The 18165-nt window shown below is 42.6% G+C and carries 9 protein-coding genes; 6 read left to right on the forward strand and 3 right to left on the reverse strand.

Translation table 11 applies throughout. From position 1 onward, the window contains the following. The first annotated feature begins 413 nt into the window (after positions 1 to 413). Positions 414 to 3956, forward strand: coding sequence for an NACHT and WD40 repeat domain-containing protein (locus tag WA1_RS47485; RefSeq protein ID WP_272819378.1), 3543 nt, complete (start codon positions 414 to 416; stop codon positions 3954 to 3956). Between the two features lie 24 nt (positions 3957 to 3980). Here WA1_RS47485 and WA1_RS47490 read toward each other — a convergent pair whose 3' ends face one another. Together WA1_RS47490 and WA1_RS47495 are read right to left on the reverse strand one after the other, a co-directional pair. Further along, a complete protein-coding gene (locus WA1_RS47490) occupies positions 3981 to 5897 on the reverse strand; it encodes an ATP-binding protein (protein WP_017747519.1) in 1917 nt (638 codons plus the stop codon). 138 nt (positions 5898 to 6035) lie between these two features. Further along, positions 6036 to 6383 (reverse strand): PAS domain-containing protein, encoded by a 348-nt coding sequence (locus WA1_RS47495; protein WP_017747518.1) that lies wholly within the window; start codon positions 6381 to 6383, stop codon positions 6036 to 6038. A 924-nt stretch (positions 6384 to 7307) separates the two neighbouring features. Between WA1_RS47495 and WA1_RS47500 the strand changes: the two genes are divergently transcribed. The 3 genes from WA1_RS47500 (at position 7308) to WA1_RS47510 (ending at position 13057) form a co-directional block, all read left to right on the forward strand. Next, positions 7308 to 8414 carry an ATP-binding response regulator gene (locus WA1_RS47500; RefSeq protein WP_017747517.1) on the forward strand — a complete coding sequence of 369 codons (1107 nt, stop codon included), beginning with the start codon at positions 7308 to 7310 and terminating at the stop codon, positions 8412 to 8414. Further along, a complete protein-coding gene (locus tag WA1_RS47505; RefSeq protein ID WP_017747516.1) occupies positions 8411 to 9085 on the forward strand; it encodes a response regulator transcription factor in 675 nt (224 codons plus the stop codon). Before WA1_RS47500 ends, WA1_RS47505 begins: the two co-directional genes overlap by 4 nt. 408 nt (positions 9086 to 9493) lie before the next feature. Next, the gene (locus tag WA1_RS47510) at positions 9494 to 13057 is read left to right on the forward strand and encodes a WD40 domain-containing protein (protein WP_272819379.1); all 3564 of its coding nucleotides are present in this window, start codon (positions 9494 to 9496) and stop codon (positions 13055 to 13057) included. Between the two features lie 24 nt (positions 13058 to 13081). On the opposite strand, the gene WA1_RS47515 is transcribed toward WA1_RS47510, so the two are convergent. After that, entirely contained in the window at positions 13082 to 14020 is a 939-nt protein-coding gene (locus tag WA1_RS47515) for a hypothetical protein (RefSeq protein ID WP_017747514.1), read from the reverse strand. 518 nt (positions 14021 to 14538) lie between these two features. On the opposite strand from WA1_RS47515, the gene WA1_RS61075 reads away from it, so the two are divergent. Then, entirely contained in the window at positions 14539 to 16008 is a 1470-nt protein-coding gene (locus tag WA1_RS61075; RefSeq protein WP_272819380.1) for an NB-ARC domain-containing protein, read from the forward strand. Positions 16009 to 16126: 118 nt separating this feature from the next. Beyond that, positions 16127 to 18061, forward strand: coding sequence for a WD40 repeat domain-containing protein (locus WA1_RS61080; RefSeq protein WP_272819476.1), 1935 nt, complete (start codon positions 16127 to 16129; stop codon positions 18059 to 18061). Positions 18062 to 18165 lie beyond the last annotated feature (104 nt).

Genomic DNA, 18165 nt, shown 5'->3' on the forward strand with positions numbered 1-18165 from the left:
CGCAGACCTCGAACCCTTCCCGACTGCGTGCGTATGGAAATGGTTAATCGCTTGGTCTATAGACGAAGGTGTCTCCCATATCTTCTTCTTGGGAATGCGTCCACGTCTAAAAATTTGGCTTGGTAAAGTCATGAGAATTACTTGAACGACAGTGGGTGCAGTCATGTTGGTGTTATATCCAATTTGTGAAGTGCGGATGTAGCACGGAGGAAAATAGAGCAGTTGCCATCGCGAACTGCGTATACCAGGATGTTCTTAATTTTTGCAGTTGAGAGTTTTGAGATGCACCTTACTTATAGTAATCCATTAAAACCTACGAGTGACTCAGTTTAAGACTGAGAATATACTGACTTAGTACTGACTTTCGACTAACTTTCGAGTAAAATAATTAAGTAATTTTACTTGCTCTACCTATGTTGCGGATGTCGCGATCGCTCAAAGTTCGTCCAGAATGTCTTGAGACAGTGAGATTGGCTTTGAGGCGCAAGAGATTTTCCAGCCAAAAAAGTCTTGCTCGGTATATGGGATTAGCGTCAGCGACTCTAAGTAAATTTTTCACGGGTAAGCCTGTAGATTCAGGAAATTTTCGAGAAATATGTCTCAAACTAGCTCTCGATTGGCAAGCGATCGCTGACTTAGAAAATACAGATTCACAAGAAAATACCTCCGAAAAAACCTATATACAGATTGTCAAAGAACGTTCTGACTGGGGAGAAGCAATAGACGTTTCTGTGTTTTACGGGCGGAGCGCAGAACTTCAAAATTTACAGCAATGGATTGTGAGCGATTCACTTCAAGACGAGAGTTACGCTTCCCGCAGTCGGATGGTAGCAGTATTGGGTATGGGGGGGATAGGCAAAACAGCACTGGTAGTACGACTAGCACAAGAAATTCAAGCGGAGTTTGACTGTGTCATTTGGCGAAGTCTCCGCAACGCTCCACCCCTAAAGACTCTTCTGGCTGACTTAGTGCCTTTCGTGTCCGAGCAACAGGAAACTAAAGCGGAAATCGGTCGGCTGATCCACTACTTGCGTTCTTCACGTTGCTTGCTGATTTTGGACAATTGGGAGACGGTTTTACAAACAGGTGATTGCGTTGGACAATATCGCCCTGGTTACGAAGATTATGGCGAACTCCTCAAAGCAATTGGTGAAGTTCCCCATCAAAGTTGCTTGCTCCTTACTAGTCGAGAAAAGCCAGCTGAGATTGCTGCATTGGAGGGATTAGAGTCAGCCGTGTATTCTCTGATACTACAGGGATCGCAAGAAGTCGCACAAGCCATAGTTCAGGCAAGGGGACTATCAGGAACTCAAGAGCAAAAGGAAGCGTTATGCGATCGCTACAGCAACACTCCTCTAGCATTGAAGATGATCGCCACTTCAATTCAAGACCTATTTGACGGCAATATTGGGGAATTCCTGGAGCAAAATACGTTAATTTTTAATGGAATTCGTCGCCTTCTAGACCAACAGTTTCAACGTCTGTCTCCTTTAGAAGCAAGCGTCATGTACTGGTTGGCAATTAATCGGGAGTGGACAACCATTAGCGAATTGCACGAAGACATTGTCCCGACGATATCTAGAGCAGAACTATTAGAAGCATTAGAATCATTGAATTGGCGATCGCTCATTGAAAAACAATCCAGTAGTTATACCCAACAACCTGTGGTGATGGAGTACGTTACGGAGCGATTGATTAAGCAGGTGAACGTTGAGATAGCAGGAAAACAAGAACACATAAGAGAAACTTACTCTCTTTTGCAAAGCCATGCTTTACTTAAAACAACGGTTAAAGATTATGTTATGGAGAGCCAACGAAGGTTAATTTTAGAGCCCATAGCTCAACAACTTCGCAAGAATGCTTCTTCAGCATCAGTAGTCGAACAGCAAATCCAGGGAATACTCCATAGATTAAGAGATGAGAAAAACGTTTCAGGCTATGGCGCTGGTAATCTTATCAACCTCTGCCATCACCTACAAATAGATTTAACAGGGTATGATTTTTCTTCCCTAACGATTTGGTATGCCGACCTCCAGAAGGTGAATTTACATCAAGTCAACTTTGCGTACTCTGACTTAACAAAGTCGGTTTTTACTCAAACCTTTGGTGGGGTGATTTTTGTTGCCTTTAGTCCAGATGGAAAACGACTAGCAACAGGGGATGCTAATAACGAAGCGTATGTTTGGCAAGTCAGTAATGGTCAACCACTGTTAGTGTATAAAGGACACACAAGTTGGGTATCTTCAGTCGCATGGAGCCCAGATGGTCAAACCCTCGCTACTGGTAGCACCGATCACGCAGTCAGGCTATGGGATACCCATGATGGTAAGTGCCTCAATACTTTGTTAGGGCATACGAGTGGTGTTTGGTCAGTTGCATGGAGTCCGGATGGGCAAACCCTCGCTACTGGTAGCGCCGATAAAACAGTGAGACTATGGAACATCCGTAATGGTAAATGCCTTAAAACCTTGGAGGAACATACAAATTGGGTATCTTCAGTCGCATGGAGTCCGGATGGGCAAACCCTTGCCACTAGCAGCGCCGATCGAACCGTGAGACTATGGGATATCTGTGACAATAAATGCCTTAATATCTTGCAGGGTCATACAAATTCGGTAAATTCCGTTGCATGGAGTCCGGATGGGCAAACTCTCGCCACTGGCAGTAGCGACCAAACAGTAAAGCTATGGGATGCTAGTGACGGTAAGTGCCTCAATACTTTGCAAGGTCATAGGAATTGGGTATATTCAGTCGCATGGAGTCCGGATGGGCAAACTCTTGCCACTGGAAGTAGCGACCAAACAGTGAGGCTATGGGATGTTAGCACTGGCAAGTGCCTCAATACTTTGCAAAGTCATGCCAGCCAAGTTTGGGCAATAGCATGGAGTCCGGATGGGCAAACTCTTGCCAGTGGTAGTATCGATCAAACTGTGAAACTGTGGGATGCTAACACGTGTCAATGCCTTAACACCTTAAGCGGATGTACCACTCAAGTTTGGGCAACAGCATGGAGTCCGGATGGGCAAACTCTTGCTAGTGGCAGTACTGACCAAGTGGTGAGATTGTGGAATACGAGTCATGGTGAGTGCTTCAAAGCTTTAAGTGGACATACCAGTCCAATTTGGGCAACAGCATGGAGTCCGGATGGACAAACTCTTGCTACTGGTGGCGATCAAGTCGTGATGCTATGGGATGCTCGTAACGGAGAGCGCATCAATACTTTACGTGGTTATACCAATTGGGTAATGTCAATAGCATGGAGCCCAGATGGGCAAATTCTTGCCACTGGCGGTGACCAAATAGTAATGTTATGGGACACTCGTGACGGTAAATGCCTCAATACCTTGGAAGGACATGCAGGCAGGGTATTTTCAGTGGCATGGAGTCCAGATGGGCAAATCCTCGCTACTGGCAGTTTCGATCGTATGGTAAAGTTATGGAACGCTCGTGATGGTAAATGCCTCAGTACCTTTCAGGGTCATACAAATTGGGTATACTCAGTAGTGTGGAGTCCGGATAGACAAATCCTTGCCAGTGGTAGTTTCGATCGCACAGTCAGGTTGTGGGATGTTCGTGACGGTAACTGCCTTAATATCTTGCAGGGTCATACAAATTGGGTATATTCAGTGGCATGGAATCCAAATGGGCAAATCCTCGCCAGTGGCTCTAGTGACCATACGGTGATGCTATGGGATACTCGTGACGGTAAATGCCTCAATACCTTGCAGGGTCATCAGAATATAGTGGATGCAGTGGCGTGGAGCCCGGATGGGCAAATACTCGCCAGTGGTAGTATGGATGAAACGATTAAGCTTTGGGATGTTAGTACAGGGAAGTGTTTGAGCACTCTCAAAGCTAGTAGTCCTTATGAGGGAATGAATATTATAGGTGTTACAGGGATAACAGAGACTCAGAGAACAACGCTGAAAGTTTTAGGAGCGGTAGAGTTACCGTAAGTACACGGGTTTTTTCTTGTGGGATTAAGCTCTAACTTGCGTTTCTGTGGTTACAGAACTTACGCAACCGGCACAAAGCTCTTGATGAGACTGGGTTAGAGCGATAATTTCCTCAAAACAAAAGTTATTCACCATGTGAGTTAGAGTATGAGCTAAGTGAGCGTATGGTTGAGGTATTTGCTCAATAAGGTTAAGAATGGGCTTGCCATTTACCTTAGTAGCGTAGTCGTACAACTGTTCTAACCAAGTAGGAGGCATCATCGCTAAAGCCTGAGTGAGTTCTTCTTGTGAGAAAACTGGTTCTGAGGATGGATTTTGCAACAGATTTTCACAAGGGCACGGGGTGGATTCCACATCATAAACCACTCCCAAATGTTCAGCCATTTTTTCAAAGATGATTTCTCCTCGAAATGGCTTACGCACAAAATCATCGCAACCAGCCGATAAAGCCACCATACGATCTTCTTCAAAAGCACTTCCGGTTAATGCGATCACTACGGGTGCTGAGTTGCCATTCGCTTTAATTTGTCTTGTTGCTTCATATCCATCTATCATTGGCATACGCATATCCATCCAAATTAAGTGGGGTGACCAACTTTGCCAAAGAGCGATCGCTTCTTGTCCGTTCATTGCTTCCCGCACTTCAAAACCGACAGGTCTCAGCAGCTTAATCAAAATCTGACGAATTTCCAAGTTGTCTTCTGCCACCAAAATCTTATACTTGAGCTGTCCAGCTTGCAAGCCAGTCACCTGCTGACTCGGTTTTGTCACTGGTATCTCATCCGTTTCCACCACACTAGTCGTTTGGATATCAAACTTAAATATTGTTCCAATTCCTAATTGACTCTCAACAGCAATCTCTCCCCCCATAAGACGCACAAACTGACGGCTAATGGGTAAGCCAAGCCCAGTTCCCTCTTGAGAATTTTGACCTGTTTTGGTTTGAACAAATGCCTCAAATAAAGTCTCAAGTTCCACAGGAGCAATACCAGGTCCCGTATCTTCAACTTCAAATAATAGTCGCGGCGGAAGTACATTACTGCGTTCATTGACCCACTTGACTCGTAGTATAACTTTACCTGTTTGAGTAAACTTGATAGCATTGCCCAACAAATTCATTAAAACTTGGCGCAGCTTGCTTTCATCTGTATAAATGTATTGAGGGATGTTAGTTGTCCGTTCAAAGATAAGCTGTATCTTTTTCAACTCCGCTTTGAACTGGAACATCTGTTGTAGCGAGTCCAGAAGATTGTCTAGGTTGAAGCTACTTTCATTAAGTGTTGTCTTTCCTGCCTCAATCTTAGACATTTCCAGCACATCATTGATTAAAGTTAGGAGATGTTCTCCACTGCGTGCGATCGCATCCAAATATTCTTGCTGCTGTGAATTGAGGTAACCACTGCTTGGCATTAATTGAGTAAAACCCAGAATAATGTTAAGAGGGGTTCTAAGTTCATGGCTCATATTTGCTAAAAACTGACTTTTAGCACGGTTTGCTACATCGGCTGCTTCTTTTGCTTGTTTAAGAGCTTCTTCAATTTGTTTTTTGACAGTAATATTACGAAGCACCAGAATAGCGGCTATATCGCTTCCACACAGTTCAATACAGCTTCCAGATATTTCCAAAACTAATTGTTGCTCAAATTGTTGAAACTCGTATTCTGTAGCTTTTAGTTGACCTTGTATCACCCTCATGACTGGGTGTACCTCTGAAGCATCCTCTGTATTCCAATGTGTCAAAGGTAATAAATCGATCAGACTAGTTCCCAAAACTACAATACGGGGTTTGTTAATTAGGTTTTCAAAAGCAGTATTGCACCATTGTACTCTGCCATCTCTATCTGTCCAGACGAGTGCATCCTCAATAACACCTAGCGCTATCTCAATCTTTCCCAAAGTTAAACGCAATTGATTAATTATCAGCGCAAAATTATTTTTCATGAGCATTCTTTATCGCCTAACTAGGTAGATGAAAAACAACATAATTATATAAAGGTATGTAAACACGCTAAAACCTTTACTTTTAACTAGTGACCAATAACCAATGACTAATGACAATCTACTTACCAATATTGCTGTTTACAAAGGACGAATTGTGGCTGCAAAAAACCAATTCTTCCCTTGCTTTTCTGCTATTATCGTATGTTCGCTATCAATTTCTAGACCATCTTTTGTCACTGCTTTTAGTAAAAGAGGGTGATTGAGAATTTTAGACTTTCCAGTCATAATAAAGCGAGAAAAGCTGAGACGATGGGCGTCATGAAAATTGTAAGGAATCAACATTTCCAAATGTTGACCCATAATTTCATCTAAATTCCACCCAAAAACAGTTGTAAAACAATCGTTAACATAGCTAATAACTCCTTGTTCATCAGTAATGATAACTGGAAGTTGAGTTTCTAGCTTCATTTCAGAAATTGTGTTCATAAAACCACTTTTGAATTTTCCTAGATGCATATCGGCAACTATTTAATCCTAAAATCTTCATGAAAAACTATTGCTACAAGAAGTCATTTCCATAGCAAATAAAGCGCCAGTTCATGAAGCATGAGTTATACCAAAGGAGCGGAAAGGACTCCACTATCTGCACGAGCAGTCAGGAATTTTTTCCCTATCTAAGTAAGAAAAGAGAACACAAAATCACCAGCATCCGGGTCACGCCTGAACATCCTGGTAGGTTTTCTGAGGCTTTTTCATTAGGAGGCAAGAGAATTACAGGAATCTCAACTGCATCATACGAGTAACTTCTCTACCAACTAACTGACCCTATTGCTGACTCAAAAATAGGGGAACTGGATAGGGATGTGGAGAAAAACCCAATGCCCAATGACGCCAGTTGCTTTAACGGGGGAACTTCCGCAACGCACTGGCTCTCCAATACCCTTTTTTATTTATCCTGGTGTACGCGGTTCATGATGACTATTTTATAACTAAGTTAACTTGTTACATAGCCATCATTAACAGTACTAAATATTACACGATTTTTCAAGAGCGATCGCAATAATTCGAGGTTATATATTAATTTATTTTATTTTAAAAATGAAAATTATTATATATATGTATATGCAGGTACATGGCTATCTGATAAGAATCAATTATTTTTTCATAAAATCATAGTATATTTCGATTAGCTTCCACATAGTTCCCTCAAGCTAATTGAGTCAATAGCTTTCAAGCGGCATTTTGTAAAGATGTCATCTTATGAGGAAGCAAAAGGGTGCATTCTATTTAGTTACAGCAGTTTTCAAGGTCTAGAACCACACGTATGTTCTTGCGGTTTATGAATCAAAAAAATTTTTTAAATAAAGAAAAAAAGTATCTTCATTGCATTGCACTTGATTCAACCAAAATATGGACTGCACCCAGTTGCCAAAGGCAGATATCCTTCTCGTTGACGACAATATAGATAATCTACGTCTTTTATCAGCAATGCTCACTCAGCAGGGCTATGAAGTTCGGAGTGTGACAAATGGCTCTACAGCATTGATGGGCGTACAAGCTCAACCACCGGATTTGATTCTGCTTGACATCAATATGCCAGGAATCAATGGCTATGAAGTTTGCCGTCAGTTAAAAGCTAATAACCAAACCAAGGAAATTCCAGTTATTTTTATTAGCGCTTTGAATGAGACTTTTGATAAGGTAAAAGCTTTCTCAGTGGGAGGTGTAGACTACATCACTAAGCCATTTCAACTTGAGGAGGTCTTTGTCAGAATAGAAAATCAACTTGCACTCCGCAGATTGCAAGCACAACTTCAAACTCAAAATTTTCTTTTGCAACAAACAGAGGCAGAACTGCTGAAGGCGCTGGCTCAGGAGCAAAAACTGAACAAGCAGATTGAGGAGATGGCAACCCTTGAAGAGCGGAATCGAATTGCTCGCGATATTCACGACTCTTTAGGGCATTCCCTAGTAGCGCTGAATATTCAACTAGAAGCTTCTCTAGCCCTATGGCAGGAAGACCCAAACAAAGCACATAAACTGTTGTTAGGAGCAAAACAATTGGGTTCAAATGCATTGAAAGCAGTGCGCCAATCTGTCGCTGAAATCAGATCCGAGCCGTTACAAGGTCAGTTACTACAGGAGGCGATCGCTAACCTTGTTGAAGAATTTCACCGGACAACAGGGGTGCTGCCATCGTACCAAATTGAATTGCCATCAACTTTACCCCAAACAATGAATTCAGTCATTTATCGAATTTTACAGGAAGGGTTAACTAATATTTGTAAGCATGCCAAGGCAAGCGAGGTACACATTCAAATCCAAACAACAAGTTCCGACTTATGCGTGACGCTCCAGGATAATGGTAACGGCTTTCGGCTCTCTGAAAATAGAACGGGATTTGGTCTCCAAGGGATGCGAGAACGTGCTACTGCTATGGGCGGTGAATTAGAAATTGTTAGTCAACCGGGCGCGGGATGTCAGATTCAAGTTAGGTTTCCGAGGTTAGCAGAATGATCCGAGTGTTGTTAGTAGAAGACCAAGAGATTGTCCGTCAGGGTTTAAAGACCTTGTTAGAAATTAATTCAGATTTACAGGTTGTGGGAGAAGCTGAAAATGGTCAAAGGGCTATTCAGCAAATGGAACGTCTTTATGGCGGAGAATTACAGCCGGATATTGTATTGATGGATATTCGCATGCCAGTGATGGATGGTGTAGCAGCAACTCAACAAATATGCCAGCAGTTCCCAGAAACAAAAATTTTGATACTGACAACCTTTGATGATTCGCACTATGTTGCAGAAGCTCTCCGCTTTGGAGCCAAGGGATATATTTTGAAGGATACGCCCGCTCAGGAACTAACAGCAACAATTCGTTGGATTTACAAAGGCTATACTCATTTTGGACCTGGACTGCTAGAAAAAATGATAAACCTGGTACAGTCGCCTTCAAAACCAAAGGAGCCACCACCAGGGTTATCAGAATTAACAATTAGAGAAAGAGAAGTTTTGCAGTTGATTGCCAATGGCTTGAGCAATCGAGAAATTTCTCAAACTCTCCACCTCTCAGAAGGTACTGTGCGAAACCATATTACTAATATCCTCGGTCGATTGAATTTGCGCGATCGCACTCAAGCGGCGTTGTTGGCAAATTCTTTTTTACCCTGGTTGGAAAACCCTGAGAAGTAATTTCTCAAGCAAAATTTACCTTTTTTATAAAGGTCGATACTCCCACTGTCACTTCTTCACCGGAAGTTGTAAAAAATCTGCAGTTACAGGACATAAGCAATTTTGATGATTCGAGTTTTCATTGATATAAATTGATAACCAATACTGAAAAGATGCCAAGCACTTCAGACGGCTTGCCCTGTACTTGGTAAAGTGAGCGGCATGTCATCGTGAAATGCATACACCAGAACGTTTTTGCTTGACAGCAGTTGAGATTCTTGAGATGCACTTTGCTTTAATAATTCATTAAAACTTACTCATGACTAAGTTTAAGACTGAGAATCTACTGACTTATTATTCACTTATGACTAAGTTTCGAGTAAAATGATTTTCGAGTAAAATGATTACGTATTTTTACCCAATATACTTATGTTGCGGATGTCGCGGTCGCTCAAAGTCCGTCCCGAATGTCTTGAGAAAGTAAGATCGGCTTTGAAGCGCAATGGATTTTTGAGCCAAAAAAGTCTAGCTCAAGATATGGGATTAGCATTGGGAACCGTAAGTAAATTTCTCACGGGTAAAGCTGTAGATGCCGGAAATTTTCAGGAAATCTGTTTCAAATTAGCTCTCGACTGGCAAGCGATCGCTGACTTGGAAACGACACAGACAATCTCTTCACAAGAACCTGTAGCCGTAAAATCCGATGTAGAAATTGCCAAAAAACGAACTGACTGGGGAGAAGCAATAGATGTTTCCGTTTTTTACGGACGTAGAGCAGAACTTCACACATTACAGCAATGGATTGTGGGGGATTCGCCTCAGGGTGATAGCTACGCTTCACGTAGTCGAATTGTGGCAGTGTTGGGGATGGGGGGAATCGGCAAAACTGCACTGGCAGCACGTTTGGCACAACATGTTCAAGCAGAGTTTGAGTATGTCATTTGGCGAAGTCTCCGCAACGCTCCACCCTTAGAAACTCTTCTGGCTGAGTTAGTGCCTTTCGTATCCGAGCAACAGGAAACATCTGCACAGCTCAGTCGGCTCATCCACTACCTGCGTTGTTCGCGTTGTCTGCTGATTTTGGACAATTGGGAGACCATCTTACAAAAAGGTGATTGCGTTGGACAATATCGTCCCGGCTACGAAGATTATGGTGAACTACTCAAGGTGATTGGTGAAGTTCCTCATCAAAGTTGCTTAATTCTCACCAGTCGAGAAAAGCCGAGCGAAATTGCGGCGTTGGAAGGATTAGAGTTGGCGGTGCATTCTCTAACACTACAAGGTTCACAAGAGGTCGCACAAGCCTTAATTCAGGCAAGGGGACTATCGGGAACTCAAGAGCAAAAGGAAGAGTTATGCGATCGCTACAGCAATACTCCCCTTGCATTAAAAATTGTCGCCAGCTCAATTTGCGACTTATTTGATGGCAAGATAGGGGAATTCCTGGAGCACAATACGTTAGTTTTTAATGGGATTCGTCGTCTTTTAGACCAACAGTTCCAGCGTCTTTTTCCCTTAGAGATGAAGATCATGTACTGGTTGGCAATTAATCGAGAGTGGACAACCATTGGTGAATTGCACCAAGATATTGTCCCTGCGGTTTCCAGAGCCGAGCTATTAGAAGCATTGGAGTCTTTGAGTTGGCGATCGCTGATTGAAAAACAATCCAGTAGTTACACTCAGCTGCCTGTAGTGATGGAATATGTCTTGGAGCGATTGATTCAGCAGGTGAGCACTGAAATTGCTACGGGACTGGAGAGTATGGGAGAAGAATCTTACCCTCTGTTCCGAAGCCATGCCTTGCTCAAAACTACGGTGAAAGATTATGTTGTGGAAAATCAACGAAGGTTAATTTTAGAGCCAATCGCTCAACAACTTCGCCGAAATGCTTCTTCAGCATCAGCAGTCGAACGGCAATTTCAGGAAATTCTGGGTAAATTGAGCGCCGAGAAGAATTTGTCAGGCTATGGCGGTGGGAATTTGATTAACTTTTGTCATTACCTGCAAATTGATTTAACAGGGTATGATTTTTCTTACTTGACGATTTGGCACGCTCACCTACAGAAGCTGAATTTGTATCAAGTGAACTTTGCTTATTCGGATCTATCGAGATCTGTTTTCACTCAAAACTTCGGTGGGGTTATGTCGGTTGCCTTTAGCCCAAATGGAAAGTTATTGGCAACAGGAGATACTAATGGCGATGTTTATTTATGGAGAATGGCGAATAGCCAACCAATATTGAATTGTAAAGGACACAAGAATAGCGTTTGGGCACTCAGCTTTAGTCCCCATGAACGCATTTTAGCCAGTGGCAGTGACGATCAAACAATACGGCTGTGGGATACCCGTGACGGTCAATGCCTCAAAATCTTACAGGGGCATAGCAATTGCATATCTTCAGTGGCATGGAGTTCAAACTCTCAAATCCTAGCTAGTGGCAGTGGCGACAATACAGTGAAACTATGGGATACCCGTGACGGTCAATGTCTTAATACCTTGCAGGGGCATACGAGTGCGATTTGTTCAGTAGCATGGAGTCCAGATGGGGAAACTCTTGCTAGTGCCAGTGCTGACCATACAATAAAATTGTGGAACACCCGCACGGGTCAATCTCTCAACTCTTTACAAGGCCATACCAATATAGTCTATTCTGTGGTGTGGAGCCCAGATAAGAAAACTCTCGCTAGTGCCAGTGCCGATCGTACAGTAAAGGTATGGAATACCTGTACTAGTCAATGTCTCAAAACCTTGCAAGGGCATAGCAATTCAGTATTGACTTTGGCATGGAGTTCAGATGGGCAAACTTTCGCCAGTGGCAGTGCTGACTTTACATTAAAATTGTGGGACCCCACCACAGGTCAATGTCTCAAAACTTTGCTAGGGCATAAAAGTGCCATCTGGTCAGTAGCACTAAGCGCGGATGGACAAATCCTTGCCAGTGGTTGTTTTGACCAAACAATCAAGTTGTGGGATACTCGTGACGGTCAGTGCCTCAACACCTTGCAGGGGCATACGAATATAGTCTATGCATTGGCTTGGAGTTTGGATAAGCAAACTCTTGTCAGTGGCAGTGCTGACCATATAATAAGGCTGTGGGATATCCATACGGGTCAATGTCTCAAAAGTTTACAAGGGCATACTGGTTGGGTACATTCATTAACATGGAGTCCTGATAGGCAAACTCTTGTTAGTAGTAGCACTGACCACACAATAAGGGTGTGGAATACCCATACATGGCAATGTATTAAAATCTTGCAGGGTCATGAAAATGTTGTCTATTCAGCAGCATGGAGTCCGGATGGGCAAATCCTAGCTAGTGGTAGTTTTGACCAAACAGTGAGGCTGTGGAATACCCATACATGGCAATGTATCAAAATCTTGCAGGGGCATACCAACTTCGTACAACCCGTAGCGTGGAGTCCAGACGGGCAAATCCTAGCTAGTGGCAGTTTTGACCAAACAGTGAAATTGTGGGATAGGTGTGACGGTAAGTGCCTCAATACTTTGCACGGACATACTGACTGGGTCGGTTCTTTGGGATGGAGTCCAGATGGAACAACTCTTGCCACGGGTAGTACCGACTACACAGTGAGACTTTGGGATAGACGTGACGGTAAGTGTCTCAATACTTTGCACGGACATACTAATATGATATTTTCAGTGTCATGGAGCCCAGATGGCAAAATCCTTGCCAGTGGCTCTCGTGACCAAATGGTAAAGCTGTGGGATACTCGTGACGGTAAGTGCCTCAATACATTGCAAGGTCATAAAAGCATAATATACACAGTAGCATTTAGTCCAGATGGCCACACTCTTGCTAGTGGTGGTGCTGATGAAATGATTAAACTTTGGGATGTTCAGACAGGTAAGTGTTTGAAAACTCTCAAGGGTGGAGGACCTTATGAGGGTATGAATATTATAGGGATTACAGGATTGACAGAGGAACAAAAGTCTACTCTCAAAGCTTTGGGATCTGTGGAAATTGAGCCATAGTTATTTGGATATTATCTTAATTATTTACAAGCAACAGGGATAACTAAAATGCTGTTGCCTTAAAGTTTTGTCCTGTCGCAGTTTTGTTAAATAGTCGTATATGCACAAATGAATCCAAAGCAAAAGTTGACCTGCGGCAAAGTTGCTGGATGGGTATGGCCAGTTAGAAAGAATATTGAATGCTTCCTGGATAGCTAATTCAATTGCCATCTGTTGCGCCAGATAGCGATCGCAACCCAGACGCTTTTCTGACCAAAACTCAGGTAGTACTGCAAGGAAATGAGGGTCAATCATAGGAAGCCCACCTGTCCAAGTCCAGTTCGCAAATGGGAGATGCATCAAATCGATCCATCCATGCACCCAACAGTCTTGGAATTTTAGCTTTCTTTCTTCAACAGTCACTAACCGACGGTTAAAGCACATGAACGAATTTTCTTGTGAAAAATCTGTTGTTGAAACGGGGTTGGGTTGTCCGCCCTCAGCAGTTAGCCAGTAAGTCTTTCCATTTTCTTGAAACTGAGACAGAAAGATGAACACGTGGCTGAGGTCGTTTTCTGGTGCTTCATTATCTTGAGTTATCCAGACGATATCACCCATCTTTGGGCAAGCATTTAGTTGCGCTGAATTCCACCCAATCAGGTTAGCAATATTGTTTGTGATGGAGCAGACAATGTGCATATCCTTCTCCTGAGCGTGTTTATTGTTCCGTGCAGTATCCGTGTGGTTGAACGTGCAGCCATCACGGTAACCGAGAGACCAAAGCAGCCAGCTAGCAGTAAATTCGCACGTGCTGCCATCAGATGGCATCCAGACATTGTTAGTCATTTGCTGAAACTTTTCTTTGCCACAGGATTGGGGGTAGTCTGCATCCTCAGTCGATTTGTAGGGATAGTCACAAGGAAGGTGGCAAATGAGAAGAAACAAGGCAAGTCGGCGAAGTACATCTTCAGTTGAGTAAGCCATGGTAATTGGTTTTGGTATTGCAACAAAAGATGTGGAGAGTCATGGGGTAATCAAAGTACGTGTTTGCCTCACTTAAGAGTTGTTAAAATAATTCAGCTTTAGCCTGCCTCATTTCTAAAGATATTTGTAAAACTTTAAGAAAGCATCTAAGAAATGTCACGATGAGAGCATGACAAATGTAATGCTCCAAAAAAAATAATCCTCAGCCTTAAGAAAGGAAACTCCAGTGATTAACGATCGCCTGTTTTTTCCTGCTCTGTCTTCCTACACTGTTTGTCTAATTTGTCAATGCGTAAGTCCTGGTTTTCCGATCGAGTGGACGAGGCTCTACTATGCTCTGTGTTTTTGTTCTGATGTTTGTATTTCTTTATACTAAAAACAGAGTGACAAAACAGGGTTAGAATTCATTAAAACAGGCTGATAACTAAGTTTAAGACTGGGAATTTCCTACTTTTTACTAACTTTCAAGTAAAATGATGTAAAATCTAGTAATTCTACTACATTGCTGCCTGTTATGTATGTCACGCTCACTTAAGGTTAAACCTGAATGCCTGGAAAATGTAAGATTAGCTCTAAAACGTAATGGTTATCCAAGCCAAAAGAGCCTATCTCAAGATATAGGACTAGCTTTAGCAACAGTAAGTAAATTTTTGAATGGCAAACCCGTAGATTATCAAGTTTTTCGGGAAATATGTTTAAAACTAGGTCTAAACTGGCAAGCGATCGCCGACTTAGACAATACAGAAACACCAACATCAATATCAGCAAAACCTACAGTCAACATTGTTAATAAACGCTCAGATTGGGGAGAAGCAATGGATGTTTCCGTGTTCTACGGACGCACAATAGAACTGAATCATCTACATCAATGGATTTTAGGCTCTCGCAGCCGCATTGTGGCAGTGTTAGGCATGGGGGGCATAGGCAAAACAGCACTCGCAGCCAAGCTGGCACAACAAGTTCAAGCAGAATTTGAATATGTGATTTGGCGAAGTCTGCGTAACGCCCCACCATTAGAAACCCTATTAACAGAACTAGTACCCTTTGTTTCTAGCCAACAGGAAACTAAAGGTGAAATTAGTCGCCTCATCCATTACCTACATGCTTCACGTTGCTTACTGATTTTGGATAACTGGGAAACAATATTACTGGCAGGCGACCACGTTGGACAATATCGCCCAGGTTATGAAGGTTACGGCGAACTCCTCAAGGTAATTGGTGAAGTTGCACATCAAAGTTGTCTGCTGCTGACTAGCCGAGAAAAACCAGCCGAAATTGCAACGATGGAAGGAGTAGACCAAGCAGTGCATTCTCTGACACTGAGAGGATCATTTGAGGTGGCACAAGCTTTAGTGCAGTCCAGGGGACTGTTGGGAACAGAGGAAGAAAAACAACATTTATGCGATCGCTACAGTAATACACCTTTAGCATTAAAAATAGTTGCCACATCAATTGCCGACTTATTTGATAGCAAGATAGGCGAATTTTTAGAAGAAGATACAGTAGTTTTCAATGGCGTCCGCCGCTTATTAGACCAACAATTTCAACGTTTATCTGCTTTAGAGAAAAGCATTATGTACTGGTTGGCAATCAACCGGGAATGGACAAGCATTGGTGAGTTATATGAAGATATTGTGCCTGTGGTTTCCAAAGCCAACTTAATCGAAGCTTTAGAGTCGTTGAGTTGGCGTTCTCTGATTGAAAAGCAAGGCAGTCGTTACACGCAGCAACCTGTGGTAATGGAGTATGTGACTGAACACTTAATTGAGCAGGTTAGCTTTGAGATTGCACCAAAGCAAGGCACAGAAACAGGGTCTTATCCCTTATTTCAAAACCATGCTTTACTCAAAACTACAGTTAAAGATTATGTCACCGACACAACGCCGATTAATTTTAGAGTCAATAGCTCAACAAATTCGCCATCATGCTTCTTCAAAATTGGCAGTCGAACAGCAAATTCAGATTATCCTTGGGCAGTTGCGAAGTGAGAATAATTTGTCTGGCTATGGCGGTGGGAATCTGATTAATCTTTGCCATAGCCTGCAAATTGATTTAACAGGATATGACTTTTCTAACTTGAAGATTTGGCACGCTTATCTCCAAAAGGTGCATTTGCATAAAGTAAATTTAGCTCATTGTGACTTAAGCAAGGGTGTTTTTACTCAAACATTTGGTGGAATTATATCTGTTGTCTTTAGCCCAGATGGAAAGTTACTAGCAACTGGGGATATGAATGGTGATGTTTATATATGGGAAATTGCAAATAGTCAGCCAGCATTAAAATGTCAAGGACATAAAAGTATTGTTTGGTCAGTTCGCTTCAGCCCAGATGGACAAACTCTTGCCAGTGGCAGCGACGACCAAACACTAAGGCTATGGGATATCTGCACAGGTCAATGTTTTAATATTTTACAAGGTCATACTAGTGGATTATATTCAGTAGCATGGAGTCCAGATGGACAAACTCTTGCCAGTGGCAGTGCGGATCAAACAGTAAGGTTGTGGGACACTAACACAAGTCAATGCCTCAATATCTTACATGAGCACACAAACGTAGTATATTCAGTAGCATGGAGTCCGGATGGACAAACCCTTGCCACTGCCAGTGGCGACAGTACAGTTAAGCTTTGGGACACCTGCACTGGTCAATGTCTCAACACCTTACAGGAACATACAGATATCGTATATTCAGTAGTGTGGAGTCCAAACTGGCGAACTCTTGCCACTTGCAGTAGAGACCAGACGTTAAAACTGTGGGATACTTGCACTGGTCAGTGCCTTAATACCTTACAGGAGAATAACAACGAGGTATTATCCTTGGCATGGAGTTTGGATGAAAAAATCATTGCCAGTAGTAGTATGGCTGGAATTATAAAATTTTGGGACAGTAGCACTGGTCAATGTATTAATATTTTGCAGGCACATACGAATGCAATCTGGAATTTAGCGTTTAGTCCTAATGGACAAACCCTTGCAACTGGAAGTTATGACCAAAAGGTGAAGCTATGGGATATCAGCACTGGTCAATGTCTTAATACCTTTCAAGGGCTTACAAATATAGTATATTCAGTAGCATGGAGTCCGGATGGGCAAATCCTCGCAAGTGGTAATGCCGATCGACGAGTGAGACTGTGGGATACAAAAAAAACTCAATGTCTCAAAACCTTACAGGGACATAGCGATTGGGTATATTCAGTAGCATGGACACACAACGGCCACACCCTTGCCAGTGCTGGCAGTGCCGACAGGACAGTAAGGTTATGGGATATTTTTACGAGTCAATGTCTCAAAATCTTGCAGGGGCATAAAGATGTAGTATATACAGTAGTGTGGAGTCCAAATAGCCAAATCATGGCTAGTGGTAGTTATGACCAAACAATAAAGCTGTGGAATACCCGCACGGCTCAATGTCTCAAAACTTTGCAAGGCCATACTGGTGCAGTATTGTCAGTGGCATGGAGTCCAGATGGGCAATATCTTGCAAGTACTGGTAATGATGGAACAGCAAGATTATGGAACACTAGCACTGGTCAATGTCTCAAAGTCTTGGACTGTGATATAGGTTGGGTACTTTCTTTGGCGTGGCATCCAGATAGTCAAATTCTTGCCACTGGCAACGAGCAGACAGTGAAGCTGTGGGACATTGACACAGGGCAATGTTTCAAAATGTTGCAAGGTCATACCAGTTGGGTATTCTCAGTGGCATGGAGTCCAGATGGAAGATTCCTTGCCAGCGCCTCTTGTGACCAAACAGTCAGGCTGTGGGATACTTACACAGACCAATGTCTCAATACCTTACAAGAACATACAAACCTAGTACACTCAGTAGCATGGAGTCCCGATGGTCAAGTTCTTGCTAGTGGTAGTGCTGATGAAACTATTAAGCTTTGGGATGTCAAGACAGGAAAGTGTCTGAAAACTCTCAAGGCTGGTGGCCCTTATGAAGGGATGAATATTACTGGGGTTACTGGGATAACAGAGGCTCAAAAAGCCACACTGAAAGCATTGGGAGCAGTTGAAGAAGAGATTATATTAACGTGAGTTTGACGGAATTTAGAGGCTGAAATCCTTACAGAGCAAGGCATTTGAAATTAAACATAAAAGCAAATGTCAATCTATCTTGAGAATAAAGTCAATAATTAACA

The sequence above is a fragment of the Scytonema hofmannii PCC 7110 genome, assembly GCF_000346485.2.
Classification (GTDB): Bacteria; Cyanobacteriota; Cyanobacteriia; order Cyanobacteriales; family Nostocaceae; genus Scytonema; species Scytonema hofmannii.

Coding starts and splice junctions, on each gene's coding strand:
- WA1_RS61075 (WP_272819380.1), top strand. CDS start 14,539: ATGTCACGCTCACTTAAGGTTAAACCTGAATGCCTGGAAAATGTAAGA.
- WA1_RS47500 (WP_017747517.1), top strand. CDS start 7,308: ATGGACTGCACCCAGTTGCCAAAGGCAGATATCCTTCTCGTTGACGAC.
- WA1_RS47495 (WP_017747518.1), bottom strand. CDS start 6,383: ATGAACACAATTTCTGAAATGAAGCTAGAAACTCAACTTCCAGTTATC.
- WA1_RS47485 (WP_272819378.1), top strand. CDS start 414: ATGTTGCGGATGTCGCGATCGCTCAAAGTTCGTCCAGAATGTCTTGAG.
- WA1_RS47510 (WP_272819379.1), top strand. CDS start 9,494: ATGTTGCGGATGTCGCGGTCGCTCAAAGTCCGTCCCGAATGTCTTGAG.
- WA1_RS47505 (WP_017747516.1), top strand. CDS start 8,411: ATGATCCGAGTGTTGTTAGTAGAAGACCAAGAGATTGTCCGTCAGGGT.
- WA1_RS47515 (WP_017747514.1), bottom strand. CDS start 14,020: ATGGCTTACTCAACTGAAGATGTACTTCGCCGACTTGCCTTGTTTCTT.
- WA1_RS47490 (WP_017747519.1), bottom strand. CDS start 5,897: ATGAAAAATAATTTTGCGCTGATAATTAATCAATTGCGTTTAACTTTG.